At 73.5% G+C, this 25,797-nt stretch carries 20 protein-coding genes and 1 riboswitch; of the genes, 16 read left to right on the top strand and 4 right to left on the bottom strand.

Annotated features, from left to right (window positions below):
- Positions 1 to 27: 27 nt before the first annotated feature.
- From EDD28_RS05330 to EDD28_RS05275, 12 genes are all read left to right on the top strand, one after another.
- Positions 28 to 777: a helix-turn-helix transcriptional regulator gene (locus EDD28_RS05330; protein ID WP_123738663.1), complete on the top strand. Its 750-nt coding sequence runs from the start codon at positions 28 to 30 to the stop codon at positions 775 to 777.
- A 128-nt stretch (positions 778 to 905) separates the two neighbouring features.
- Positions 906 to 1,823 carry a SecDF P1 head subdomain-containing protein gene (locus EDD28_RS05325; RefSeq protein WP_148059554.1) on the top strand — a complete coding sequence of 306 codons (918 nt, stop codon included), beginning with the start codon at positions 906 to 908 and terminating at the stop codon, positions 1,821 to 1,823.
- 354 nt (positions 1,824 to 2,177) lie between these two features.
- Positions 2,178 to 3,509 (top strand): MFS transporter, encoded by a 1,332-nt coding sequence (locus tag EDD28_RS05320; protein ID WP_245967929.1) that lies wholly within the window; start codon positions 2,178 to 2,180, stop codon positions 3,507 to 3,509.
- A 21-nt stretch (positions 3,510 to 3,530) separates the two neighbouring features.
- Positions 3,531 to 7,409 (top strand): nitrate reductase subunit alpha, encoded by a 3,879-nt coding sequence (locus EDD28_RS05315; RefSeq protein ID WP_123738661.1) that lies wholly within the window; start codon positions 3,531 to 3,533, stop codon positions 7,407 to 7,409.
- Positions 7,409 to 9,133 (top strand): nitrate reductase subunit beta, encoded by a 1,725-nt coding sequence (gene narH, locus EDD28_RS05310; RefSeq protein ID WP_123738660.1) that lies wholly within the window; start codon positions 7,409 to 7,411, stop codon positions 9,131 to 9,133. The genes EDD28_RS05315 and narH overlap by 1 nt, the downstream gene beginning before the upstream one ends.
- On the top strand, positions 9,130 to 9,945 hold the full coding sequence (gene narJ / locus EDD28_RS05305) for a nitrate reductase molybdenum cofactor assembly chaperone (RefSeq protein WP_123738659.1): 816 nt from the start codon (positions 9,130 to 9,132) through the stop codon (positions 9,943 to 9,945). Before narH ends, narJ begins: the two co-directional genes overlap by 4 nt.
- Positions 9,942 to 10,754, top strand: a complete 813-nt coding sequence (narI, locus tag EDD28_RS05300) for a respiratory nitrate reductase subunit gamma (protein ID WP_123738658.1) — start codon at positions 9,942 to 9,944, stop codon at positions 10,752 to 10,754. Before narJ ends, narI begins: the two co-directional genes overlap by 4 nt.
- Positions 10,755 to 10,793: 39 nt before the next feature.
- The gene (locus EDD28_RS05295) at positions 10,794 to 11,096 is read left to right on the top strand and encodes a DUF2249 domain-containing protein (RefSeq protein WP_123738657.1); all 303 of its coding nucleotides are present in this window, start codon (positions 10,794 to 10,796) and stop codon (positions 11,094 to 11,096) included.
- Between the two features lie 103 nt (positions 11,097 to 11,199).
- The gene (locus EDD28_RS05290) at positions 11,200 to 11,610 is read left to right on the top strand and encodes a TOBE domain-containing protein (RefSeq protein ID WP_123738656.1); all 411 of its coding nucleotides are present in this window, start codon (positions 11,200 to 11,202) and stop codon (positions 11,608 to 11,610) included.
- Entirely contained in the window at positions 11,607 to 12,476 is an 870-nt protein-coding gene (modA, locus tag EDD28_RS05285; protein WP_123738655.1) for a molybdate ABC transporter substrate-binding protein, read from the top strand. Before EDD28_RS05290 ends, modA begins: the two co-directional genes overlap by 4 nt.
- An 11-nt stretch (positions 12,477 to 12,487) precedes the next feature.
- A complete protein-coding gene (locus EDD28_RS05280; protein ID WP_123738654.1) occupies positions 12,488 to 13,360 on the top strand; it encodes an ABC transporter permease in 873 nt (290 codons plus the stop codon).
- Positions 13,357 to 14,016 (top strand): ATP-binding cassette domain-containing protein, encoded by a 660-nt coding sequence (locus EDD28_RS05275; RefSeq protein WP_123738653.1) that lies wholly within the window; start codon positions 13,357 to 13,359, stop codon positions 14,014 to 14,016. The genes EDD28_RS05280 and EDD28_RS05275 overlap by 4 nt, the downstream gene beginning before the upstream one ends.
- A 51-nt stretch (positions 14,017 to 14,067) precedes the next feature.
- Here EDD28_RS05275 and EDD28_RS05270 read toward each other — a convergent pair whose 3' ends face one another.
- Together EDD28_RS05270 and EDD28_RS05265 are read right to left on the bottom strand one after the other, a co-directional pair.
- The gene (locus EDD28_RS05270; RefSeq protein WP_123738652.1) at positions 14,068 to 14,733 is read right to left on the bottom strand and encodes a DUF937 domain-containing protein; all 666 of its coding nucleotides are present in this window, start codon (positions 14,731 to 14,733) and stop codon (positions 14,068 to 14,070) included.
- Between the two features lie 62 nt (positions 14,734 to 14,795).
- The gene (locus EDD28_RS05265; protein ID WP_123738651.1) at positions 14,796 to 17,126 is read right to left on the bottom strand and encodes a glycoside hydrolase family 3 N-terminal domain-containing protein; all 2,331 of its coding nucleotides are present in this window, start codon (positions 17,124 to 17,126) and stop codon (positions 14,796 to 14,798) included.
- Between the two features lie 72 nt (positions 17,127 to 17,198).
- Here EDD28_RS05265 and EDD28_RS05260 point away from each other — a divergent pair, with 72 nt between their 5' ends.
- The gene (locus tag EDD28_RS05260) at positions 17,199 to 17,618 is read left to right on the top strand and encodes a DUF5684 domain-containing protein (protein WP_148059553.1); all 420 of its coding nucleotides are present in this window, start codon (positions 17,199 to 17,201) and stop codon (positions 17,616 to 17,618) included.
- 86 nt (positions 17,619 to 17,704) lie between these two features.
- The gene (locus tag EDD28_RS05255; protein ID WP_123738649.1) at positions 17,705 to 18,700 is read left to right on the top strand and encodes an SMP-30/gluconolactonase/LRE family protein; all 996 of its coding nucleotides are present in this window, start codon (positions 17,705 to 17,707) and stop codon (positions 18,698 to 18,700) included.
- A 326-nt stretch (positions 18,701 to 19,026) separates the two neighbouring features.
- Here EDD28_RS05255 and EDD28_RS05250 read toward each other — a convergent pair whose 3' ends face one another.
- On the bottom strand, positions 19,027 to 21,690 hold the full coding sequence (locus tag EDD28_RS05250) for an SdrD B-like domain-containing protein (protein WP_123738648.1): 2,664 nt from the start codon (positions 21,688 to 21,690) through the stop codon (positions 19,027 to 19,029).
- 542 nt (positions 21,691 to 22,232) lie between these two features.
- Between EDD28_RS05250 and EDD28_RS05245 the strand changes: the two genes are divergently transcribed.
- Positions 22,233 to 22,922 (top strand): response regulator, encoded by a 690-nt coding sequence (locus EDD28_RS05245; RefSeq protein WP_123738647.1) that lies wholly within the window; start codon positions 22,233 to 22,235, stop codon positions 22,920 to 22,922.
- A 123-nt stretch (positions 22,923 to 23,045) separates the two neighbouring features.
- Here EDD28_RS05245 and EDD28_RS05240 read toward each other — a convergent pair whose 3' ends face one another.
- Positions 23,046 to 24,386: a hypothetical protein gene (locus tag EDD28_RS05240; protein WP_123738646.1), complete on the bottom strand. Its 1,341-nt coding sequence runs from the start codon at positions 24,384 to 24,386 to the stop codon at positions 23,046 to 23,048.
- A gap of 184 nt (positions 24,387 to 24,570) precedes the next feature.
- Positions 24,571 to 24,673, top strand: a riboswitch (SAM riboswitch).
- 43 nt (positions 24,674 to 24,716) lie between these two features.
- Between EDD28_RS05240 and EDD28_RS05235 the strand changes: the two genes are divergently transcribed.
- Positions 24,717 to 25,733, top strand: coding sequence for a methylenetetrahydrofolate reductase (locus EDD28_RS05235; protein ID WP_123738645.1), 1,017 nt, complete (start codon positions 24,717 to 24,719; stop codon positions 25,731 to 25,733).
- Positions 25,734 to 25,797 lie beyond the last annotated feature (64 nt).

The following is a 25,797-nucleotide window of genomic DNA, read 5'->3' as shown; positions in this document are numbered from 1 at the left end:
CCGTGATTAATCGGGAAGGATGCCCCCATGGTCGATGAGATCGGGCGCGCGCGCGTGCTCGCGTCCCCCAGCCGGAACGAGCTGCTGCACCTCCTGCAGCAGCGCGGGACGGCCACCGTCGCAGAGCTCGCCGAGAGCACCGGCCTGCACCCCAACACCGTGCGCGAGCACCTCTCCCGTCTGCTCGAGGTCGACCTCGTCCGGCGTGAGGCGGAGGTGCGCACGGTCCGGGGGCGGCCCCGGATGTTCTACCGCCCGACCAGCGGCGCCGAGGTGGCCGCCGACGCCGAGGCGTCGGGACGCCTCGAGGCCACGCTCGCGCGGACGGCGTTCGCGCGGGCGCTCATCGAGGGGTTCGCCGCCCGCGAGCCGGGCACGCAGGCGCGGGCCGAGGCGGCCGGCGCCGTCGTGGGCCGCGGCCTGCCGCCGGACCGGCTCGACGCGCTGCCGCACGACGACGCCGAGCGCGGCATCCTCGCGCTCGAGGCGCACCTCGACTCGTTCGGCTTCGACCCGGAGTGGGACTCCGAGACCCTCACCTTCCACCTGTGGCGCTGCCCGTTCCTCGAGATGGCGAAGGACCGGCCCGACGTCGTCTGCGGCGTCCACTCCGGTCTCGCCGAGGGCGTGCTCGAGAGCGCCGGCGGCGCCATGACGGTGGAGCGGCTGACGCCGTTCGTCGGGTCGCACCACTGCACGCTGGCCATCCGCCGCCGGTCCGGGGGCGGGCGCGACGTCGCGCTCGACGCCGGCCATCCCGCCCCCGCGACCCGCTGACCGACGGGTCGTCGCACATCCCGGGTGCCCGGGCGGTGGGACGTCCGCGTGACCGCGCGAGCTCGACGTGATAGAGGTGGACGAGCGACGGGGCGCCGGGAGCGCTCCGCCACCGGATGGAGGTGCCCGTGGACATCGACGACGCGACACAGCCGACCTCGCCGCGCCCGACGGCGCCGCGCTCGCGGACCGCGGTCCTCGTGGCCCTCGGGGCGCTCGTCGTCGTCGCCGTCGTGTGGGCGGTCGGAGCCGCGCTGAGGACCGGTGCGCCCGGCGACGCCGCGCCCGATGCGACGGACGTGCCGGGCGGGCTCGTCGTCTCCGCCCACGACGCGAGTGGTGCGGTGCTCACCGGCGACGCAGCCGACGACCTCGAGACCGTGCTCCTGCACCGGCTGGGGCGAGCGGGCATCGAGCACGAGGGCGTGACCAGGACCTCGGACGGTGGCTGGGCCGTGACGCTGCCCGACGGCGCCCCGCCGGAGGCGGTGGCCGCGGCGGCGCAGGTGCTCGCGACCCCCCTCGACGGCGGCGTCGCGCGCGTCCTCGCCGTCGGCCGGAGCGCGGCGGACGAGGTCGCGGGGGCCGTGGTGGCCGGGACGTCACCGCTGCTCACCGCCGACGTCCTCGACGCGTTCGGCGCGCTCGACTGCCACGGCACCACCGGGGCGGTCCGGCTCGCGGACGGGGTGAGCGCCGTCTGCGACCTGACGTCGACGATGACGTACCTGCTCGGCGACGTCGAGGTCCCGCTCGCCGACGTCACCGACGTGACGGTCCGGTCGGACGCGGTGGAGATCGCGTTCGACGACGACGGCGCCCGGAGGCTGGCGGAGCTCACGGGGACGGTCGCCGGTCTCCCGGCACCCGAGAACCAGGTCGCCGTCGTCGCCGCGGGCGAGGTGCTCACCGCTCCCCAGGTGCAGCAGGCGATCGCGGGCGGAGTGGTCTGGATCGCCGGAGACGGGGAGCTGGACGACGTCGTGACGTCGTCCCTGCGGCTCGCGGCCGCGGGTGCGCGACTCGACGTCGCCGCCATCGGCTGACGCCCTCGGGCGGCCGACCCGCCGCGCGACCCGCCGCCCCGCCCACCGCGTCACCCGCCGACCGCCTCTCGAGGCGACGCAGATGCGGCACTCGAAAGGCATTCCTCACGCGAATGCGACGCGAATTCGGGAAGGCCTCCGTCCAACCGTTTTTATGCATCGCCCACGTCACGTATTTCCCCGGTCGGTGCGCGGCCGAACCGCCTCCCACCTGCACGGACGCTCTCGGAACCGCCGAGAGAAATGACCGGGTTATTCACGGCCCCCGCGGTGGCAGACGGGGTACGGTCGTCGGAGACTGAGGCCTCAGTCGGGACCCCGACGTCGTTGTCCCACCGATGCGATGGAGCCGCCATGAGCGCTGCTGCTGCACCCGAGACGCAGGCCACGAGCATGCTTGCCAAGGACCTGTCGAACTGGAACCCCGAGGACGAGCGCACCTGGGACTCCTCCCTCGCCTGGCGCACCCTCTGGGTCACCACCTACAACCTCACCCTCGCCTTCATGGTGTGGTACCTGGTCTCCGCCATCGCGCCGATGCTCAACTCCATCGGGTTCGACCTCACGGCCAACCAGCTCTACTGGCTCGCGGCGGTCCCCGGGCTCTCCGGCGGCCTCATGCGGCTGATCTTCATGTTCCTGCCGCCGATCGTCGGGACCAGGACGCTCGTGGGCGGCGCGACGACGCTCCTGCTCATCCCCGTGCTCGGCTGGACGTTCGTCGTCCGGGACCCCAACGCGCCCTACGCGCTCCTGCTCATCCTGTCCTTCCTCACGGGCATCGGCGGCGGCGCGTTCGCCGGGTTCATGCCGTCCACCAGCTACTTCTTCCCCCGGAGCAGGGCGGGGACGGCGCTCGGCCTCCAAGCGGGCCTGGGCAACTTCGGCGTCTCGCTCATCCAGTTCCTCGGCCCGTGGGTGGTCGGGTTCGGCCTCCTCGGGGCCGGCGCCCTGGCGCCGCAGACCGACACCGCGGGGCAGAGCATCTGGGTGCACCAGATCGCGTTCGTCATGGTGCCGTGGGTGATCACCGGCGTCGTGCTCGCGGCCATCGTGCTCAAGCGCGTCCCGATCAACGCGAACTTCCGCGACCAGCTCGACATCTTCCGCGAGAAGCACACGTGGATCATGACGGCGATCTACACCATGACCTTCGGCGCCTACGCCGGCTTCGCCGCCCAGTTCGGCCTCATCGTCAAGGCCGAGTTCGGCAGCTTCGCCGACGCGCCCAACCCCGTGAAGTTCGCGTTCCTCGGCCCGTTCCTCGGCTCGCTCACCCGGGCGGCCTGGGGCCCGCTGTGCGACCGGTTCGGCGGGGCGATCTGGACGCTCGTCTCGGGCATCGGGATGACGGCGTTCACGGTCTGGACCGTCTTCTTCCTCGCCCCCACCAGCGGCAGCCAGTTCCTGCCGTTCCTCATCGGCATGCTCGGCATCTTCACGTTCGCCGGCATCGGCAACGCCGGCACGTTCAAGCAGATGCCGATGATCTTCCCCAAGCGGCAGGCGGGCGGCGTCATCGGCTTCACCTCCGCCATCGCGGCGTTCGGGCCGTTCCTCGTCGGGATGGCGCTCACGGTCGTCGCCCCGCGCGCCTTCTTCATCGGCGCCGCCGTCTACTTCGCCATCTGCACCGTCCTCACCTGGCACTACTACGCGCGCCCCGGCGCCGAACGCACGAGCTGACCGACTGCAAGGAGCACCGTCATGACGACGCACGAGGGACGCACCGGCGCCCCGGCCGCCGGCCTGGACAACCCGCTCATCGACGCGATGGTGCGGGTCGGGTCCAGGCTGCACCCGGGAACGGTGTCGGAGGACCTGCGCTCGGTGTTCCTCACCGGTGGCCGCGAGGGCGACGCCTTCTACCGGGACCGGTGGAGCCACGACAAGATCGTCCGGTCGACCCACGGCGTCAACTGCACGGGCTCCTGCTCGTGGAAGGTGTACGTCAAGGACGGCATCATCACGTGGGAGACGCAGCAGACGGACTACCCGAGCGTCGGCCCCGACTCCCCGGAGTACGAGCCGCGGGGCTGCCCGCGCGGCGCCGCCTTCTCCTGGTACACCTACTCGCCGACCCGCATCCGCTACCCCTACGTCCGCGGCGTGCTGCTCGAGGCCTACCGGGAGGCGAAGGAGTACCTCGGCGACCCGGTGCTCGCGTGGGAGGCGGTCACGACCGACCCCGAGACGGCGCGCGCCTACAAGCACGCCCGCGGCAAGGGCGGCCTCGTCCGCGCGACGTGGGAGGAGGCGGCCGAGATCGTCGCGGCGGCCCACGTCCACACGATCAAGACCTACGGGCCGGACCGCGTCGCCGGCTTCTCCCCGATCCCCGCGATGTCGATGGTCTCGCACGGCTCCGGGGCCCGGTTCGTCGCGCTGCTCGGCGGCACGATGCTCTCGTTCTACGACTGGTACGCCGACCTGCCGGTCGCCTCCCCGCAGGTGTTCGGCGACCAGACCGACGTGCCGGAGTCGGCGGACTGGTGGAACTCCTCCTACCTCGTGATGTGGGGCTCGAACGTCCCCGTCACGCGCACGCCGGACGCGCACTTCATGACGGAGGCGCGCTACCGCGGGACGAAGGTCGTCGTCGTCTCGCCCGACTACGCCGACAACACCAAGTTCGCCGACGACTGGCTCGCGCCGCACCCCGGGACCGACGGCGCGCTCGCCATGGCGATGGGCCACGTCATCCTGCGCGAGTTCCTCGTCCAGGAGCGCACTCCCTACTTCGCCGACTACCTCGCGCGGTTCTCCGACGCCCCGCACCTCGTCCGGCTCGTCCCGCGCGAGCCGGGCGCGTACGTCCCCGGCAAGTTCCTCACCGCCGCCGACCTGCCGGTCCCCGGCACGGACCGGGACGCCGCGTTCCAGACGACGATGCTCGACGCGGACGGCACCGTCGTCGTGCCGAACGGCTCGCTCGGTCACCGGTTCGACCCGGCGAAGGCCGGGACGTGGAACCTCGAGCTCGGCGACCTCGACCCCTGCCTCTCGATCGCGGACCTGGCGACGTGGGACGGGACCGCCGTCGCCGTCGACCTGCCGCGGTTCGACCTCGTGCCGGGCGGCGGGTCCGGTGACATCTCCGGCGTCCGTCCGCTCGACGACGCGGCGGGCGACGCGCGCGGCCCGGCGGGTGCCGCGGGCGATGCCGACGACGAGGAGCTGCACACGGGCCTCGGCGGCGTCGTCCGGCGCGGGGTGCCCGTGTTCCGCGTCGGCGACGAGTACGTCACCACCGTCTTCGACCTCCTGCTCGCGCAGTACGGCGTCGGTCGCGACGTCCGCACCGGGGCCGACGGCGCGACGGGTCCCCTCCCGGGAACCTGGCCGACCGGGTACGACGACGCGAGCACGCCCGGCACCCCGGCCTGGCAGGAGGAGATCACGTCGGTCCCCGCGGCGGCCGCGGCCCGGATCGGCCGGGAGTTCGCGCAGAACGCGCGGGACTCCCAGGGTCGCTCGATGATCCTCATGGGGGCCGGGACCAACCACTGGTTCCACTCCGACGCGATCTACCGCACGTTCCTCGCGCTCACCACGATGACCGGCTGCCAGGGCCGCAACGGCGGCGGCTGGGCGCACTACGTCGGCCAGGAGAAGCTGCGCCCGGTCACCGGCTGGGCGCAGTACGCCTTCGCCGCGGACTGGGGGCGTCCGCCGCGGAACATGATCGGCACGGCGTTCTGGTACCTCGCGACGGACCAGTGGCGCTACGACGGGCTGCCGGCCGACTCGCTCGCCTCGTCGCTCGCCACCGGCGTGTTCGCCGGCCGCACGACGGCCGACACGCTCGTGGAGTCGGCCAAGCGCGGCTGGATGCCCTCCTACCCGACGTTCGACCGCAACCCGCTCGAGCTGACCCGCGCGGCGCGCGAGGCCGGGGTCGAGCCCGCCGACTACGTCGTCTCCGAGCTCGAGGCCGGCCGCCTGCGCTACGCCTGCGAGGCGCCGGACGCGCCGGAGAACTTCCCGCGCGTCCTCAACATCTGGCGCGCCAACATCCTCGGCTCCTCTGGCAAGGGCAACGAGTACTTCCTGCGCCACCTGCTCGGCACCGACTCCTCCGTGCTCGCGCAGGAGTCCGGACCCGAGCGTCGCCCCGTCTCGATGGAGTGGACGGACGAGGTGCCGCGCGGCAAGCTCGACCTCCTCGTCACGAGCGACTTCCGGATGACCAGCACGACGCTGTTCTCCGACGTCGTGCTCCCCGCGGCGACCTGGTACGAGAAGTACGACATGTCCACGACGGACATGCACCCCTACGTCCACTCGTTCAACGCGGCGATCGACCCGCCGTGGCAGACGCGCACGGACTTCGACATCTACGCGCTGCTGTCGAGGGAGGTCTCCCGGCTGGCCCGCGGCCACCTCGACGGCACGGTCGAGGACCTCGTCGCCGCGCCGCTGCAGCACGACACCCCGGACGAGCTCGCCTACCCGCGCGGCGAGGTGCGCCCGACGCAGGAGCTGGTGCCGGGCCGGACCATGCCGAAGCTCGTCGTCGTCCCGCGCGACTACACGCAGCTCCACGAGAAGTGGGGCGCGCTCGGCCCGCTGACCGAGAAGCTCGGCATGGTGACCAAGTCGGTCGCCTACACGGCGACGCCGGAGATCGAGGAACTGCGCCGGAAGAACGGCGTCGTCGAGTCGGGCGTCGCGGCCGGGCAGCCGCGCCTGACCACCCCGCAGCACGTGTGCGAGATGATCCTGCGGCTGTCGGGGACGACGAACGGCCGGCTCGCCGTCGAGGGCTTCCGCGACATCGAGCGGAAGACGGGCACGCGGCTCGCGGACCTGGCCGAGGACCACGCGGGCACGCGGATCACGTTCGCCGACGTCCAGGCCCGCCCGACGCCGGTCATCACGTCCCCGGAGTGGTCCGGCAGCGAGCACGGTGGCCGGCGCTACTCGGCGTTCGTCATCAACACGGAGCGGTCCCGGCCGTGGCACACGCTCACCGGTCGCCAGCACTTCTACCTCGACCACGACTGGATGACGGAGCTGGGCGAGGGCCTGCCGGTCTACCGACCGCCGCTCGACATGCACCGGCTGTTCGGCGACGCGCGCGTCGGGTCGCGCGACGCGACCGGCGTCGCCGGGTCGGACGGTCGCGCCGAGGTCGCCGTCCGCTACCTCACGCCGCACTCGAAGTGGTCGATCCACTCGGAGTACCAGGACAACCTGTTCATGCTGGCGCTCTCCCGCGGCGGCCCGACGATCTGGATGTCGCAGGCGGACGCCGCGAAGATCGACGTCAAGGACAACGACTGGATCGAGTCCTACAACCGCAACGGCGTCGTCGTCGCGCGGGCCATCGTCAGCCACCGGATGCCCGAGGGCACCGTGTTCATGTACCACGCGAAGGACCGGACGGTCGACGTCCCCCGCTCCGAGACGACGGGCCTGCGCGGCGGCATCCACAACTCCCTCACCCGGGTGCTGCTCAAGCCGAGCCACCTCATCGGCGGGTACGCCCAGCTCTCCTGGGCGTTCAACTACCTCGGACCGACCGGCAACCAGCGCGACGAGGTGACGACGATCCGTCGTCGCTCGCAGGAGGTGACGTACTGATGCGTGTCATGGCCCAGATGTCGATGGTGATGAACCTCGACAAGTGCATCGGCTGCCACACCTGCTCCGTCACCTGCAAGCAGGCGTGGACCAACCGCGCCGGCATGGAGTACGTCTGGTTCAACAACGTGGAGACGCGGCCCGGCCTCGGCTACCCCCGCACCTACGAGGACCAGGACCGGTGGGAGGGCGGGTGGACCCTGACCCGCCGCGGACGGCTCAAGCTCAAGGCCGGGGGTCGGTTCAGCAAGCTGCTCAACATCTTCGCCAACCCGGTCCTGCCGGACATCGACGACTACTACGAGCCGTGGACCTACGACTACGACATGCTGCTGTCCGCCCCGCAGGGCGAGCACACGCCGGTCGCCCGGCCGAAGTCGCTGCTCACGGGCGAGGACATGGCGATCCGCTGGTCGGCCAACTGGGACGACGACCTCGGTGGCAGCGGGGAGTACCTCCAGGACGACCCCGTCCTGAAGAAGATGAGCGCGCGGGTCAAGAACGACTTCGAGAACGCGTTCATGTTCTACCTGCCGCGCATCTGCGAGCACTGCCTCAACCCGGCGTGCGTCGCGTCGTGCCCGTCGGGGGCGATGTACAAGCGGGCGGAGGACGGCATCGTCCTCGTCGACCAGGACGCCTGCCGCGGCTGGCGGATGTGCGTGACGGGCTGCCCGTACAAGAAGGTCTACTTCAACCACCGCACCGGCAAGGCCGAGAAGTGCACGATGTGCTACCCGCGCCTGGAGGTCGGGCAGCCGACGGTCTGCTCCGAGACCTGCGTCGGACGCCTGCGCTACCTCGGCCTCGTCCTCTACGACGCGGACAAGGTGCTGGAGGCCGCATCGGTCACGGACGAGACGGCCCTGCTCGAGGCGCAGCGCTCGGTCTTCCTCGACCCGCGCGACCCCGAGGTGGTCGCGGCCGCCCGCCGAGACGGCATCGCGGAGGACTGGATCGAGGCGGCGCAGAACTCGCCGATCTGGAAGCTCATCTCGGTCTACGAGGTGGCGCTGCCGCTGCACCCGGAGTACCGGACGCTGCCGATGGTCTGGTACGTGCCGCCGCTGTCGCCCGTCGTCGACGTCGTCACGGACTCGGGGAACGACGGCGAGGACGCGCCGACCCTGTTCCACGCGATCGACCGGCTGCGCATCCCGATCGGCTACCTCGCCGAGCTGTTCACCGCCGGCGACCCCGAGCCGGTCGTGGCCTCGCTCCAGCGCCTCGCGGCGATGCGGGCGCACATGCGCAACGTCAACCTCGGGACGGAGCAGGACCCGCGGATCGCCGCGAGCGTCGGGATGGACGGCGCGACGATCGAGGAGATGCACCGGCTCCTGGCGATCGCCAAGTACGAGGACCGCTACGTCATCCCGACGGCGCACGTCGAGACCGCGCGCGAGCTGGAGGAGCTGGGCTCGGGCTGCTCGCTCGACGTCGATGGCGGTCCCGGGATGGGTGGACCGCGCGGCGTCGGTGGGCCGTTCGGGTCCTCGTCGGGGACGCCGATGCGCGCCACCGTCGAGAGCTTCCACGCTCTCAAGGCGCGCCAGCGCGCCGACACGATCCCGACCGCCTCGCGGGTCAACCTGCTCAACTGGGACACGGCGGCCGGCGAGCCGCCCGCCGGGGTCTTCCCACCCCGGCCCGGCGAGCCCGGCTACGGCGAGGGGCCCGAGGCGTCCCGCGGGGACGAGCACGGCGGGGACGAGCACCGATGAGCCGCCTCACGACGCTGCTCGAGGGCCCGATCGGCCGCACGCTCGGGCTCGGCCCGCGCGCCCCGCGCGTCCCCGACGGGCCGCAGCGGCTCGAGCCGGTGACGCCAGCCCCGCGCTCCGGCACTCGCGCCCCGCTGCCGTTCCTCGCCCCGCAGGAGGGGCTGACGGCCGGGGAGACCGGCGTCGTCCATCTCGCCGCCGCCCTCCTGCTCGCCTACCCCGACGAGGGCCGCGCGCGACGCGAGGAGTCCGTGCACGCCGCGGTCGGCGGCCTGCCGGGCCAGGTGGCGGCGGACCTCGCGTCCTTCCTCGACCGGACGGGCGAGTGGGGCGACGCCGAGCTCGCCGCGCACTACGTCGCGACGTTCGACCTGCGCCGACGCTGCGCGCTGCACCTGTCCTTCTACTCCTCCGGCGACACGCGCCGGCGGGGGATGGCGCTCGTGACGTTCGCCGAGGCGTTCGCCGCCGCGGGGTTCGAGGTGCCGACGGGGGAGCTTCCGGACCACCTGCCGCTCGTCCTGGAGATGTCCGCGCGTGGTGGTCGGGACGTCGCGGCCGTCCTGCTCGCCGCGCACCGCCAGGGCGTCGAGCTGCTGCGCTCGGCGCTGCACCAGGTCGGCTCGCCGTACGCCGCCGTGCTCGACGCGGTGTGCCGCACGCTCCCGGAGATGCCCCAGGAGACGATCGACCGGTTCCTCGCGCTGCTGTCCGAGGGGCCACCGGGGGAGATGGTGGGCCTCGCGGCACCGCTGCTCCCGTTCCCCACCATGCGCCCGGACGAGGGCCCCGACGCGGGAGGCGAGGCATGAACCAGCTCCACATCGTGATGTTCGGGGTGGTGCCGTACATCGCGGCGGCCATCTTCGTCGTCGGTCACGTCTGGCGGTACCGGTACGACAAGTTCGGCTGGACCACCCGGTCGAGCGAGGTCTACGAGAAGCGGCTGCTGCGGATCGGCTCGCCGCTGTTCCACTTCGGCATCCTCATGGTGGCCGGCGGCCACGTCGTCGGTCTCCTGGTCCCGCGGGAGTGGCTGTCGGCGATCGGCATCGACGAGCACGCGTATCACCTGGGCGCGATGGTGCTCGGGACGATCGCCGCGGTCATGACGCTGTCGGGGCTCGTGATCCTCGTCTACCGGCGTCGCACCACGCGCTCGGTGTTCCTCGCCACGACCGTCTCGGACAAGGTGATGTTCGTCGTGCTCGGCGCGACGCTCCTGTTCGGCACCGCGGCGACCGTGCTCGTGCAGATCTTCGGGGGCGGCTACGAGTACCGCGGCACGATCTCGCCGTGGTTCCGCAGCCTCATCGTGTTCCAGCCGGACATCGAGCTCATGTCCCAGGTGCCGGGCATGTTCACGGCGCACATCATGAGCGCGATGGTGCTGTTCGCGATGTGGCCGTTCACCCGGCTCGTCCACGTGTGGTCGGCGCCGATCGGCTACCTCGTGCGGCCGTACGTCGTCTACCGCTCGCGCGACCCGCGTCGCGACCCCGCCGCCCGGCCGTCCCGTCCGGGCTGGGTCCCCGCTGGCCTGCCGGCGCCGACGCGCGCCGAGTCCGGACGCACCGGAACCGGCCGGACGGGTCCGACGGGACCGTCGCGCCGCCCCTGACGCCGAGCCCGACCCCATCCCCCACGCGAAAGGCCCCTCATGGTCCAGCAGGACGTCCAGCTCCACACCTCCCAGCCCGGTCGGGCGGAGGGGCACACCTGCGGGTGCGCGCACGACGACGCCGACCCCGTCCTCGACGTGCGGCCCATCCCGCACGCGATCCGGCACGGCGCGGTGTTCGGGGCGTTCGGTGCGACGCCGCCCGGCTCGTCCCTCGTGATCGTCGCGCCGCACGACCCGCTCCCGCTGCTCGCCCAGCTCCGCGAGCTGGCGCCGATCGAGGTGGGCTACCTCGAGCGCGGGCCCGAGGAGTGGCACGTGCGGATCACCCGCCTGGGCTGACGGCCCCGGCGCCGCGCCAACCCGGCGCCGCGCCGCGCCGGACTCGGGGTTTTTCACGGGATCACCGGTGGCAAATGCGTCTCGAACCGGGTTTAGTCGGCGCATGAGCGTACGAAGACTGCGGATCGCCGAGGCGGCTGCGTTGCTCGGCGTCAGCACGGACACCGTCCGTCGGCGCCTGGCGGAGCGCGACATCGAGACCTCCCCCGACGCCGCCGGCGTCGCGACGATCGCGGGCGAGGAGGTCGCCCGCCTCGCCGAGGAGGAGGCGTCCGACTCCCACCTCGCCGACCTCGGCCCGCTCGCGCCCGCGAGCGTGCGCAACCGCCTGCGCGGGATCGTCACCCGCGTCCTGCGCGACGGCGTCATGGCGCAGGTCGAGGTCCAGGCCGGTCCCTACCGCCTCGTCTCCCTCATCTCCCGCGAGGCGGCCGACGAGCTCGAGCTCGCGCCCGGCAGCCTCGTCGCGGCCACCGTCAAGGCAACCAACCTGGGAATCGAGGGAATCGGATGATCACCTCCACGCGCCGCACCGGCGCGCTGGCACTCGCCGCCGTACTGTCCGTCGGGCTCGCGGCCTGCACGTCGTCCCCGGCGTCGTCGCCGTCGGGCGACGCCTCCTCGGGTGCCGCCGCGGACTCGACCGACGACGCCGGCACGGCGTCCGAGAGCGCGTCGGTCGACGGTTCCGACCAGGTCGACGCCTCGCTCACCGGCGACCTCGTCGTGCTGGCCGCCGCCTCGCTCACCGATGCGTTCGGCGAGCTCGGCGCCCAGCTCGAGGAGGAGAACCCCGGCCTGACCGTGAGCTTCAGCTTCGCGGCCAGCTCGGCGCTCGCGGAGCAGGTGCTCGCCGGGTCGCCGGCCGACGTGCTCGCGACGGCCTCCGCCAAGACGATGGAGCAGGTGGGCGACCTGGCGGTCGACCCGGCCGACTTCGCCACGAACACGCTCGTCATCGTGACCCCGGCCGGCAACCCGGCGGGCATCACCGGCATCGCGGACTTCGCCCGCGAGGATCTGCGCCTGGCCGTGTGCGCCGAGGAGGTCCCGTGCGGGGCGCTGTCGGCCAAGGTGTTCGAGACGCTCGGGATCACCCCGTCCGTCGACACCTACGCCGAGGACGTCCGCGCCGCCCTCACGCTCGCGGAGCAGGGGGAGGTCGATGCGACGCTCGTCTACCGCACGGACGCGATCGTCGGCGGCGACGGCATCACGACCATCGAGTTCCCCGAGGCGAGCCAGGCGGTCAACGACTACCCGATCGCGGTGCTGAGCGAGTCCCCGAACCCCGACGCCGCGGCCGCGTTCGTCGCCCTCGTGCTCTCGGCCGACGGCCGGGCCGTGCTGGACGCCGCCGGGTTCTCCCCGCCCCGGTGAGCCGAGGAGGCGTGAGCCGGGTCGGGGCGTCCGGGGGCGGCGCCAACCCGGGCGGCACGACCCCGGACGCGGGGCGCGGGCGCCGCGGCGGCCGGGCGCACGCGCCGTGGCCGCTGCTGGTGCTGGGCGGCCTGGCGTTCGCGTTCCTCGTCCTGCCGCTGCTCGCGATCGTCGCGCGCGCCCCCTGGGGCCGGCTGCTGTCCGTGCTCGGCGACGGGCCGGTCCTGCAGGCGCTCGTGCTCTCGATGCGCACGGCGTCGCTCGCGACGCTCGTGGGGCTCGTCGTCGGCGTCCCGCTCGCCTGGCTGCTGGCCCGCGGCGGGCTGCGCGGCACCGGGGTCGTGCGGGCGCTCGTCACGCTCCCGATGGTGCTGCCGCCCGTGGTCGGCGGCGTCGCCCTGCTGTCGCTGCTCGGCCGGCGCGGGATCGTCGGTCAGTGGCTGCACCAGTGGTTCGGGCTGTCCATCCCGTTCACCACCGCGGCGGTCGTCCTCTCCCAGGCCTTCGTCGCGCTGCCGTTCCTCGTCCTCTCCGTCGACGGCGCGCTGCGCGGGCTCGATCGCGGCCAGGAGGACGTGGCGCGCACGCTCGGCGCGTCGGAGTGGACCGTGTTCCGCCGGATCACGCTGCCGCGGCTCGCACCCGCGATCGGCGCCGGGGCGGTGCTGTGCTTCGCCCGCGCGCTCGGCGAGTTCGGCGCGACGATCACGTTCGCCGGCAACTTCCCCGGCACGACGCGGACGATGCCGATCGCCATCTACCTCGCGATGCAGCAGGACCCGGCCGCGGCGCTCACGATGTCGGTGCTGCTCATGACGATCTGCGCCGTGGTCCTCGTGCTGCTGCGCTCGCACTGGCTGACCGCGCTCGGGAGGACGGGATGACCGCGCCGCCGCCCGGCGGCCTCGTGCTCGACGGCGTCGTCGTGCGCCGGGGGACCGCCGAGATCGCCGCCTCCTTCGCCGTCCCGGCCGGCCGGGTGCTCGCGCTCGTCGGCCCGAACGGACGCGGCAAGTCGACGCTCGTCGACGCGATCGCCGGGCTGCTGCCCCTGGCGGCCGGGCGCATCGAGCTCGACGGCACCGTGCTCGCGCGCGTCACGCCGTCGTCGGCGACCTTCCTGCCGCCGCAGGAGCGCGGCGTGGGGCTGGTCCCGCAGCGGCACGTGCTGTTCGCGCACCTGAGCGCGCTGGAGAACGCGGCGTTCGGTCCGCGGTCGACCGGCGCCGGACGCGCCGTGGCGCGCGCGACGGGGCAGCGGTGGCTGGAGCGGTTCGGCGTCGGCGACCTGGCGCACCGCCGGGCCGACCGCCTCTCGGGCGGGCAGTCCCAGCGTGTGGCGCTGGCCCGGGCGCTCGCGGCCGAGCCGCGCGCGCTGCTGCTCGACGAGCCGTTCGCGGCGGTCGACGCCGATGGCCGGTCCGAGCTCGGCGCGCTCGTGCGAGAGGCGGTGGCCGGCGCCGGCATCCCGTGCGTGCTGGTCAGCCACGACGCGGACGAGGTCGACCGCCTCGCCGACGCCGTCCACCGGCTGTCCTAGCGGTCGACGACTGCGCGGCACCGAGCCGGCCGAGCGCCGCCACGTCCGGCGTCAGCGCTTGCCGCCGCCGAGCAGGTCGCCCAGCAGGTCGCCGATACCGCCACCGCCGGACCCGCTCGACCCGCCGCCGAACATCCCGCCGAGCAGGTCGCCGAGGCCGCCGCCGAGCCCGCCGCTGGACGGCGTCGAGGTCTGGCCGCCCGCGCCGAGCCCGTTGAGCAGCCCGCCGAGGATGTCACCGAGCCCACCGCCCATGCTGCCGTGCGGCGCCTCGCCGGCCGCCTGACCCGTGGCCGGGTCGGCCGCCGGGGTGCCCCCGCCGAGCAGCTTCTTCGCGAGGAAGGACAGCACGATCGGGGCGAGGATCGGCAGGAGCTTCGCGACGAGGCCCTCGCTCTGCTTGCCGGGCGCGCCGCCGAGCGTCGCGATCACGTCGTCCGTCCGGTCGCCGAACACGTTCCGGACGATCTTCCCGCCGTCGACGACGTCGACCCGGGACACGTCGACCGCGCCGTCGGCGAGCGTCGTGTCCTTCGTGGCGAGGGCCTTGACGAGCGAGGCCTCGCCCGCCGGGTCCTTGGCGTTCGCCTCCATGCCGCCGAGCAGCGCGGGGATCGCCGCGGCGACGCCCTCCTGGGCCGTCGCGCGGTCGACGCCGAGCTGGGCCGCGACCTGGTCGATGGGGATGATCGAGAGAAGCTCGTTGAGATCGGTCATGGTGAGAAGGCCCCCTGGCACATCGTCGTGAGTGGTGGTGCCAGCCTACTCGCGCGGGCCGGTCAGGCCACGACGTCCAGCTCCGCCCGGAGCAGGTCCGACGTCCGCGAGGACGGTCCGACGAGCAGCGCGAACCGGCCCGGCTCCACGACCCGTCGCGCGGCCGCGTCGACGATCGTGAGGTCGGCCACCGGCACCGCGAGGTCGACGACGACGGACTCCCCCGGCGCGACCTCCACCTGCCGGTACGCCTTGAGCTCCTTGCCGGCCCATGTCACGGACGCCACGACGTCGTCGACGTACACCTGGACCGTCTCCAGCGCCGGCCGCTCCCCGGTGTTGGTCAGCGTGACGCGCGCCCGGACGACGTCGCCCGTGCCGACGACGGGCGTCGTCACCTCCAGGTCGGAGTACGCGACGCTCGTGTAGGAGAGGCCGTCGCCGAACACCCACTGCGGCTCCTGCGTGAGGTCGGCGTAGCGGTCGCCGTGCTGGTCGGTGATGGCGTTGTAGAAGACCGGCTGCTGGCCGACGTGCCGCGGCCAGGAGATCGGCAGCCGACCGCTCGGCTCGATGTCGCCGGCGATGAGCTCGGCGATCGCCTGCCCGCCGCGCATGCCCGGGTTCGCGGCCCAGACGACGGCGTTGGCCCGGTCCAGGACGTGCTCGGGGATGATCTGCGGCTTGCTCGCGATGACGACGACGACGAGCCGCGCGCCGGACGTCGCGCACTCCTGCGCCATCGCCTCCAGCAGCGCGGTCTGCGCGCCGAAGAGGTCGAGCGTCGCCGTCGAGCGTCCCTCGCCGACCAGCTCGATCCGGTCGCCGACGACCGCGACGACGACGTCGGCCGCGCGGGCCAGCTCGCGCGCCCGGTCCAGCTCCTCGGCGTCCGGCGCGACGGGGACGGCCACCGGGAAGCGGGGCTGGCCGTCGGGCATCGTGCCGCCGAGCGGGTGCGGCTGGAGCGTGAGGATGCCGGCGCCGGTGGTGTGCTCGACGTCCCAGCCCCTGGCCTCGCCCAGCTCGCGCAGGCCGTCGTAGACCGTCGACGTCATCTCGCGCGGGTGGCCGATGCCGCGCAGCCACGGGGCCTGGCCCGAGGCGCCGGCCCAGTCGCCGAGGATCGTGTGCTCGTCGTGGGCGTTCGGGCCGACGACGGCGATGGAGAGCTGCCGACCGGGGCCGTCGGGGTCACTGGACGCGACGGGGAGCGCGCCGTCGTTCTGCAGCAGCACGAGCGAGCGGCGGGCGACCTCCAGGTTGAGCTCCGCGTGCTCGGAGCTCCCGATGACCGCGCGCTGCCGCTCGACGTCGGGCAGGCGCGGGTCCTCGAACAGGCCGAGCGCGAACTTGACGTGGAGGATCCGGGAGACGGCCGCGTCGATCGCCTCGATCGGCAGCGTGCCCTTCTCGATCGCCTCCTGCGCGCCGTCGAAGAACTCCGGCGTCGACATCACCATGTCGTTCCCCGCCAGCACGGCCCGCGCGGCGGCGTCGGCGAAGTCGGGCGAGATGCCCTGGATGCGGACGAGCTGGCCGACGTTGTCCCAGTCCGTCACGAGCATCCCCGAGTAGCCCCACTCTTTGCGCAGGACCTCGTTCAGCAGCCAGTCGTTGATCGTGACGGGCACGCCGTCGATGGACTGGTAGCCGAGCATGAACGTGGCGCAGCCCTCGCGGGCGACCCGCTCGAACGGCGGCGTGTACCAGGAGAGCATCTTGCGCCGGGAGACGTCGGCCTCCGACGCGTCGCGTCCGCCCTGCGTCTCGGAGTAGGCGGCGAAGTGCTTGGCGCACGCGAGGATCGCCTCGGGGTCGGACAGGCCGTCGCCCTGGTACCCGTGGACGAGCGCCGACGCGAGCTCACCGATGAGGAACGGGTCCTCGCCGAACGTCTCGCTGACCCGGCCCCAGCGCAGGTCGCGCGCGATACAGAGCACGGGGGAGAAGGTCCAGTGCACGCCGGTCGGGGCCACCTCGACGGCCGTGGCCCGCCCGACCCGTCGGACCAGCTCCGGGTCCCAGGTCGCGGCCATCCCGAGCTGCGTCGGGTAGATCGTGGCGCCGCGGAAGAACGAGTGCCCGTGGATGCAGTCCTCGCCGATGAGCAGGGGGATGCGCAGGCGGGTCCGCGCGACGAGCGCGTGCGCGCGGGCGAGCTGCTCGGGGGAGGCGTGCAGGACGGAGCCGACGCGGAAGTCGAGCACGAGGGTGTCGACCGAGTCGACCACGTCCCCGGCGACGTACATGTCCGCCGGGAGCTGCATCATCTGCCCGACCTTCTCCGGCACGGTCATCCGGGAGACGAGGTCGGCGACCCGCTCCGGGATCGGGCGGGTCGGGTCGAGGTACGCCGCGTCGGCGGGGACGGGGGCGGGGCTGTCGGTCATCGGTGCTCCTTCGCGGATGGTGGCCGAGCGGCCGTCGAATCGTTTCGATGTTAGCGGTGCTAGCGTTCGGTCGTGCACACGTTGATGACGCTCGCGGGCTCGACCGATCCCGCCGATCTCGCCGCCAACCCCACGTACTGGGGAGGTGGCCTCATCTGGTACGTCATCGAGGCGTTCTTCCTCATGAAGGTGTTCCAGAAGGCCGACCTTCCCGCGTGGTACGCGTGGGTGCCGTTCGTCAACCTCTGGGGCATCGTGCGGCTCGCCGGCCGCGGCGTCGGTACGTTCATCCTCCTGTTCGTCCCGCTGGTCAACATCGTGGTGTGGATCATCGTCGCGCTGCGGATGGGGCGCGCGTTCGGCAAGGAGGGCGTCTTCAGCTTCTTCCTGCTCGCGTGGTTCCACATCATCGGCGTCGTCGTGATCGCGCTCGACGACTCCCGCTACGCCCCGCGCGGTCTCACCCCAGCCGAGGACCCGCGCTTCCGCTGACGGCGACGCGGCTCCGGTCCGGTGACCCCGGTCCGGCGGCCCCGCCGGCGCGGGCGGGCGCGGCCCGCACCACCTAGGCTCGTCGGGTGACCGTCTCCTCCGACCCCGTCCGCACGGACCGTCACGCGCCGCTCGAGCTGGAGATCGTCGACGACGCGCGCGCCGACGTCGTGCGCGCCCTCGTCGCGCCGGGCGCCACGCTGCGCACGGTCGCCACCGGGGGCGCCTGGTTCGAGGGCCCCGTCTGGCTGCCGGCCCGGCACACCGTCGCGGGCCGCGACACGCTCGTGTGGAGCGACGTCGTCGCCGACCGTCTCCTCGCGTACGACGACGCGCGCGGGGCCCGGACCTGGGTCTCGCCGTCGTTCCACCAGAACGGGCACACGCTCGACGCCGACGGCCGCATCCTCGCGGCCAGCCACGGGGAGCGGGCGGTCGTGCGACGCGAGCGCGACGGGTCGTGGACGGTCGTCGCCGACCTCGTCGACGGACACCGGTTCAACTCCCCGAACGACCTCGTGGTCGCCGCCGACGGAGCCGTCTGGTTCACCGATCCGTACTACGGGCTGCGCCTGGCGGACGAGGGGTACGGCGGCGAGCCCGAGGTCGACGGCGCGCACGTCTACCGCGTCGACCCCCGCGACCCCGGGCTGCTGACCGGGGCGAACGTCCGCGCGGTCGACGGCGGGCACCCCGCGATGCCCGGACCCAACGGCCTCGCGTTCTCGCCCGACGAGTCCGTCCTCTACGTCACCGACTCCGAGGCCGGTCACGTGCTGGGGTACGCCGTGCGCTACGGCCTGGAGGGGCCGGTGCTCGGCTTCCGCTGGACGGTCCACCTGACGCGGGACGGCCGGCCGGACGGCCTGCGCGTCGATCCCGCCGGTCGGCTCTGGGTGTCGTCGGGGGCCGGCGTCGAGATCCTGTCGGCGCCCGTCGTCGGGCGGCGCGCCGACCTCCTCGCCGTGCTGCACACCCCGCGCACGACGGCGAACCTCGCGTTCTCCCCCGACCTGCGCCGGCTCGCGCTCACCTCGACGGACGAGCTGCACCTCGTCGCGCTGGGCGACGTCACGCGCTGACGGCGGGGCCGCCGGGCCGCGGGTGCTCGGGTGCGGCGCACCCGGCGCGCACCGGGGCCTCGGTCGTGGCCACCCCTGGACCGGATCGCCCCCTGGACCCGGCCCCACGGTGGACACCGCCTCGGCCGCGCCGACCACCGGGCCGGACGGCCCCGCGGATCCGGTCGCGGGGTGGCCACGGCGCCGCACCGCCCCCGGCGCCCGGTCCTCCCAGCGCCCCGCCGCCACCGCCGTCCCGGGGGCGGCGCGACGAAGGCCGGCCCACCGTGTGGTGGACCGGCCCTCGTCACGCCGCGTCGGCGCGGGTCACGCGCCTCGGCTCAGCGTCAGACGGACTCCCGGCGACGCCGTGCGCCCGCGACGGCCGCGAACCCGCCCAGCAGCAGGAGCGCCGCCGCGCCGAGCACGAGCGAGGCACTGCCGACGCCGGTGCTGCCGAGCTCCTTCGGCGTCGGCTGCTGCGCCGGCGTCGGGGTGACCTTCGCGTGGTACGGGTCGTCGTCCGAGACCTCCTGGCCGGTGACGTACCCGACGGCGGTGACGGTCGCGGTGTCCCGGTGGAGCGCGGTGGCGGTCACGTCGGTCAGCGGCGCCGTGCAGGTGATCTGCTCGCCCGGGAGGAGCGGGCCCGCCCAGGTCGTCCCGGTCGTGTCGTCGGGGAAGGCGCACGAGACGGCCGAGGTGTCGACCGTGCCGCTGCCCGAGGAGACGTCGACCAGCTCGATGCCGATGAGCGGCTCGTCCCCGGTGTTGGTGACGACGAACTCGAGCGTGGTGGCGCCGTTCCTGTCGGTCAGGTCGGCGGCGTCGCCCTCGGTGTTCGCGTCGTTGCCGTCGATGTCCTTCTTCACGATGTCGATCTCCGGCGTGTACGTCACGAAGCCGAAGTCGAGCGTGAGGTCGGCGGCCCCGTCGACGTCGAGCGGCAGGTAGCTGCTGGCCGAGCCGTCCGAGGAGTCGACCGCGCGGTCGTCGCCGGCCTCGACCACCGGCGTCGGGTAGTAGCCATCCGGCGTGCCCGTCACGGTGACCGTGTAGGAGCCCTCCTGCAGCGGCGGGAGGTTCTCGAACAGGTAGTCGCCGTTCTCGTCCGTCACCTGCGGGCCGACCACGGCGCCGGTCACGTCCGTGACCTCGGTGCCGTCGGGACCGGTCAGCGTCACCTCGACGCCGGCGAGCGGCTGCTCGCCCTCGTCCTGGATGCCGTCGCGGTCGGCGTCGATCCACGTGTGGTCGCCGACGCTCACGGTCGCGGGCGTCGCCGGGTTGGTGAGCTCGATCGCGATGTCACCACCGCCGTCGATCGTGAACGACGACCGCGTGAAGACCTCCGGCCCCCAGACCACGCCGAAGACGTCCGGCTTGACCTCGGTGAGCGCGACGCTCGCCCCGGCCGGCAGCGCGGGCGACGTGACCGTCTCGCCGGCCGCGACCGTGAGCGGGGTCTGCGCCACGCCGTTGACGGTGTAGGCGATCGTGAAGGTGGTGTCGCCGACGAGGCCGGTGACCCGCTCGTCCGCGTCCAGCGCCTTGGTCACCGAGAAGGTGCCGTCGGCCGGGGTGGCGCGGTTGTCCACGACGATCTCGATCCGCTCGCCGCCGGCGGGCGCCAGGGTGTAGCAGCCGTCGGCGTCGGGGCCCGTGACCCCCGTGCCGGTGACCGTGTAGGGCGCCCAGATGACGCCGGCGACGGACGGGACGGTCTCGCAGATCGTGATCGGGCCGCCGCTCGCGAGGAAGTACGGCGAGTTGACCTGGGTGCCGTCCGCGGGGACGGTGATCGTCTCGGTCTGGCCGCCCTGCGTCGCGGTGAGCGTGTACTCCTCCGGCAGGACTGCGCCGCTCTCGTCGGTGACGCGCTTGCTGGCGACGAACGACGTGTAGGCCCCGGCGTCGGCGCCGCCACCGCCCTGGACGCGCGGACGGGCCGAGGACTCCTTCGGGTCGCCGTTCACGGTCGCCGTGTTCTGGTACAGCTCGTCGTCCAGCGAGACCACGCCGTCGGCGTCGCTCCAGTAGGCGAGCCGGTACTGGTGCGGCACCGTCGCGTTGTCGAGGTGGAAGGTGTAGCTCTTGCCGTCGGCCGAGACCTGCGGCTCGGTGAAGACCTCGCCGTCGAGCGCGTCGGTGTTGACGGTCCACACGCCGTTGTCGTACCAGGCGAGGCTGGCGTGGGAGCCGGGGACGCCGGTGTCGCCGGCGCCGGCCTCGACCCACGTGCCGTCGGGGTTCTGCGCGCGGTCCCAGCGGTAGAGGACGAACGAGCCCTCGCGCAGCGAGTGCGGCATCGCGGGGTTCGTCGACACGAGCTGGTCGGACACGGTGAACTCGTCGACGCAGGTGCCGACGACGGGGCCGTCGCAGCCGGGCCACATCTCGAGCCCCCACTGGAGCTGCGCCTTGCCGCCGACGATCGAGGCGCTGGTCACGCGCTTGGTCGTGCCGAACGGCGGCGTGTACGGACCGGGCGGCGGGACGTGCGGCGTCGGCAGGACGACCGGCGTGCCGCCGACCTCCCACGTGGGGCTCTCGCTCGGGTCGCCCGGCGGGTCGAGCCGGCCGGTGAACCAGATGGTGCCCTCGGCGTTCGCGTGCGGGCCGCCGATGACGGTGCACCTGATGGCCAGGTCGGGCACCGAGTACTGGCAGGTGGTGAGCGGTCCGTTCGGGCCGTTGATCGTGAACGGCTCGCTGCTCGCGATGCGGAACGGGCTCGGCACGGGGACGAGGAACGTGTCGCCGTCGTTCGACTGGCCCGGGATGCTCCAGTCCGCGTGGAAGGTGAGCGTCGTGCTCGTCGTGATCTCGGTGTCCTGGGACACCTCGGTCCCGGTTCCCTCGGGGTCGTAGCCGAGGGTGACCCGCGGGTTCGTGACGGTCGCCGTCAGCTCGGCGGCGCTCGCCGGCGTCGCGATCCCCATCATCGCGACGGCGCCGACGGCGAGCCCGACGAGTGCGCGGACCGCGCGGGGTCGCCGCCGTCCGGGCATGGTCCTGGTCTCTCTCACTGATCCCCATCTCCTGCGGCGCGTGCCGCCAGCTCTCGCGCCGCCCGTGTCGGCGGCCGCGAATCGTGCAAGGACGTCCACCCGCGCGACGGGCAGACCCAAGGGCCCGGCCGCTCTGTGTCAGCGGCCGGGACCCGGGGTCGGAGCAGCCGGTGAGGGCCAGCTGGTTCGGGTGCCGCCGCGCGCACCGGGGGACCGATACGCGCGGTGGTGCAGCGCTCGAGGGATGCTGCAGGCGCGCCACGTCACGAGCGCCGTGACGGCAGGAGGGCGCGACGAACTGCCGAGCAGCTAGGCATCCCCCTGCCTTCACGACGCGTCACGATCCACGCGCCGGTCGAACGACTCCGACGCAAACACGCTGCCACAGGGTCAAGCCGACCGTCAGTCGTCGATTTCGACGACCCCGCGGCGTCCGGATCACGCGCCACCTTTAGGTACCGTGAACGCGACAGGGGGATCGTGAGGGGATCCCGCCATGGGCAGGGGGAGTCGCATGGCGAAACTACTCATGCGTGGTGGAGATGATGGGGCCATCCCTCGCGAGGGTTGCAGCCGTCGACGGTCATGCGATCGTGCTGCGGGGAGTCGAGGCCGTGCTGGAGGGCGCCAGTGGCGTCCGGCACGTCAGGAGTGCGTCGAGCGTCGCCGAGCTGCTGCGCGACGGGGTCGAGGACATCGACGTCGTGCTGCTCGACGTCGACCTCGGTGACGGGAGCGACGCGGCAGAGAACGTGCGGGTGCTGCGCGACCTGGGCGTGCAGGTGCTCCTGCACGCGGGGGCGCGGCGACCCGCGACGCTGCGGCGCGCGCTCGCGGCAGGCGCCTGTGCCCTCGTGCTCAAGGACGACTCGCCGGAGCACCTCGTCTGCGCCCTCGCGGCGGCCGCCCGGGGCGAGGCGCACGTGAACTCGGAGCTGGCGGAGGCCGTGCTCGCCGACCCGGTCGGCGCGGTCGAGCTCTCGCCGCGCGCCCGCGAGGTGGTGCGGCTGCTCGCGGCGGGCTATCCGTGGTCGTCGGTCGCGTCGACGCTGGGCATCTCGGTCTCGACGGCGCGCACGCACATGATGCACGTCATGAACGCGTTCGAGGCGGCCGGCGTCCCGCTGCGCGACGGCCCGCGGGAGGCCGTGGCGCGGGCGCTCAACGCCGGGCACATCGACGACCCCTACCCGCGCCGTCCGTGGATCGACCCGGAGGCCGCCGAGGGCTGAGCGACCCGCGCGGCCGCGGCCGCCCGTCGCCGGCCCCTCCCGGACGCCGAAGCGCCGCCGTCGTCCGTCTCGAAGGAGGAGGAGACGAGACGGACGACGGCGGCGCGGCGGACCGGCGGGGGATCAGCCGGTGACGCCGGCGATCTCCGTCGTGGGGCGCCCGAGGTCACCGGACTTCCAGACGGTCCCGCCGCTGAAGTCGACGGCGTGCAGCTCGCCGGTGGCGGGCTCCGTCACGTAGGCCATCCCGTCGAGGACGGTCAGGGCCGGGTGCGCCGTCTGCCACTCCTCCGGCACCTCCCACGCGTCGATGACGGGGATCTCGCGGACCTGTGCGCCCGCGGTGTCGAGGACGCGCAGCACGCCGTCGGTGCCGAGCACCAGGATCTCGCCGTCGTCGCCGCGGGCGAGGCCGCGCCACGTGTACTCGGCGTCCGACCCGCCGAACGGGTCGACCGGCGTGATGGTGTCGGTGCCGAGGTCGATGAGGCTGATCTGCGTCAGGCCGATCCCGCCCTGCTCGTTGGTCTTGTAGTCGCCGAGGACGATGTCGTTGCCCTCGACGCTGAACGCGTTGCCGATGCGGCCGAAGGCGTCGGGCGCCGCGAGCTTGGTGAAGGTGCCGTCGCGCAGGACGAGGGCCCCGTTCTCGCAGCCGGCGAGGATGAACTCCTCGCCGTCGGCGTCCGTCGCGGCGGACTCGCCGTGCACGCCGGGGCACTGGTCGTCGACCGCGATCTCGGCGTCGTCGGCGTCGAGCAGCATGGCGCCGGTGCGCCCGCTGTCGTCGCCGCGGGTCACGAACAGGTCGCCGTTGGCGGTCGCGACCGCGACACCGTGGTGCGCGTGCTCGGTCGTGTACTCGCGGATCGGGTGGAGGTGGCCGTGCTCGACCATGTCCGTCCACTCGCTCGTCTCGACGACGGTGACGTCGCCGGTGCCGTCGTCGAAGAAGGCGTTGAGGCCGTCGTGGTGGACGGCGTGTCCGGGCGTCGTGGCCTCGAGCAGGACGTCGGTCAGGGCCGGGGCCGCCGTGTAGTAGTGCGAGTGGTCGCCGTGCGGGACGCTCCAGGTGCCGGCGTCGAGCACCGCCCAGCCGCCGGTGGTCGAGACGGCGACGTGGCGGCCGTCGCCGAGGGCGGCGAGCCGGTTGAAGCCGTCGAGCTGGAGGTCGGCGACCGTCTCGAGCGTCGTGGCGTCGACGACGAGGATGCCGCCGTCGTAGGTCAGGGCGAGGCGGGGCGTCCGGCTCGAGGCCTCGGTGGCCTCGGCGTCGTCGTGCCCGTCGGCGTGGTCCTCGTGGTCCTCGCCGTCGTGGTCGTGGTCGTCGTGCTCCTCGTGCTCCTCGGTGGTGCCGGCGGTCGAGCCGTCGTCGCTGCCCGTCGAGGGCGCGGCGCAGGAGGCGAGCGCGATGGCGAGGACGCCGAGGGCGGCGGCGGCGAGCGGGCGGGTGGATCGGGACATGCGGGTCCTTGCTATCTCGGGAGTGGTCTCGGTCATGGGGACCTGCTCGACCCTAGCCGAAAATGAGAACTGTTATCAATTCGGGTCAGGGCGCCGGACCCGCGTCGCGGGCGCCGGCACGTCTCGACATGCGGACCGCAGCCCGGCATCTGGACCACCGCCCGTCGCCCGCGCTACTCTCCAGACACCATCCAGAGCGGCCGAGAGACCTGGCTCGTCGACGCCGCAGCAACCCCTCAACGGAAGCCTCCCGCGGGGAAGGGTGCTCACGCCAGGACCGATGGAGACACTCATGCGGGCCAACCACCCGCGGCGAGACGGGAGGCCGACGTGACCACGTCCGAGCTCTACCGTCCGCCGCGTCCGACGATCAGCTACGAGCTGTACCCCCCGCGCACGCCCAAGGGCGAGGCGCAGGTGTGGGAGACGATCACCCGGCTCGCCGAGGGGGACGCGGACTACTTCTCCGTCACCTACGGCGCCTCCGGCAGCACGGCCGAGCGCTCGCAGGCGCTCGTCGCCCGCATCCTCGCCGAGACGACGGTGCCGGTGATCGCGCACCTCACGTGCGTCGGGCGCTCGCGGGCCGAGCTCCGCGCGGTGGTCGAGGCGTTCCTCGACGCCGGCGTCCGCGACTTCCTCGCCCTGCGCGGCGACGCCCCGCAGGGCGAGACCGAGTGGACCCCGGCGCCTGACGGGTTCTCCCGCGCGAGCGACCTCGTCGAGCTCATCCGCGAGGTCGAGGCCGAGCGGTTCGGCGCGCGGGCGAGCTCGGGCCTCGCCCGCCTCGTCGCGCACCGCGGGCAGCACCCGCGGGTGTCGATCGCCGTCGCCGCGTACCCCGGCTACGAGACGAGCGCGGCCGTCGCCGCCGGCGAGGACCCGGCGGTCGGGGGCGCCGAGGCCGGCGCCGTCGGGGCCGCCCCGGCCACCCGCCGGTACGCGTGCCGCGCGGACGAGCTGGCCGCGCTGCGGGCCAAGCAGGACGCCGGTGCCGACTTCGCCATCACCCAGCTCTTCTTCGACGCGGAGGCGTACCGGGAGCTGCAGCAGGCCGCGCGCGAGGCCGGGGTCACGATCCCCCTCGTCCCCGGCATCCTGCCGCTCACCGACCCCGCGCGGGTGCGCAAGCTGTGCGCCCTCAACGACATCCCGGAACCGACCGCGCTGCTCGCCGAGCTCGACGCGGCCGCGACCCGTGATGAGGCCACCCGGATCGGGCTGCGGGCGACCGCGCGCCTGGCCCGGGAGGTCCTCGAGGCCGGAGCCCCGGGCCTGCACCTGTACACCTTCAACCAGCACGGCGGCGTCTCGGCCCTCCTCGACGAGGTCCTCGCCCCCGCCTGAGCCTTCGGCGCGCACGGCCGCGGCCCGCCACCGACGCGGATCGCGGATCGCGCCCGCCGGGCTC

It is taken from the genome of Salana multivorans (assembly GCF_003751805.1).
GTDB lineage: Bacteria > Actinomycetota > Actinomycetes > Actinomycetales > Beutenbergiaceae > Salana > Salana multivorans.
Note: the sequence above shows the minus strand (reverse complement) of the source record. Positions and strands in the feature narration are given on the sequence as shown.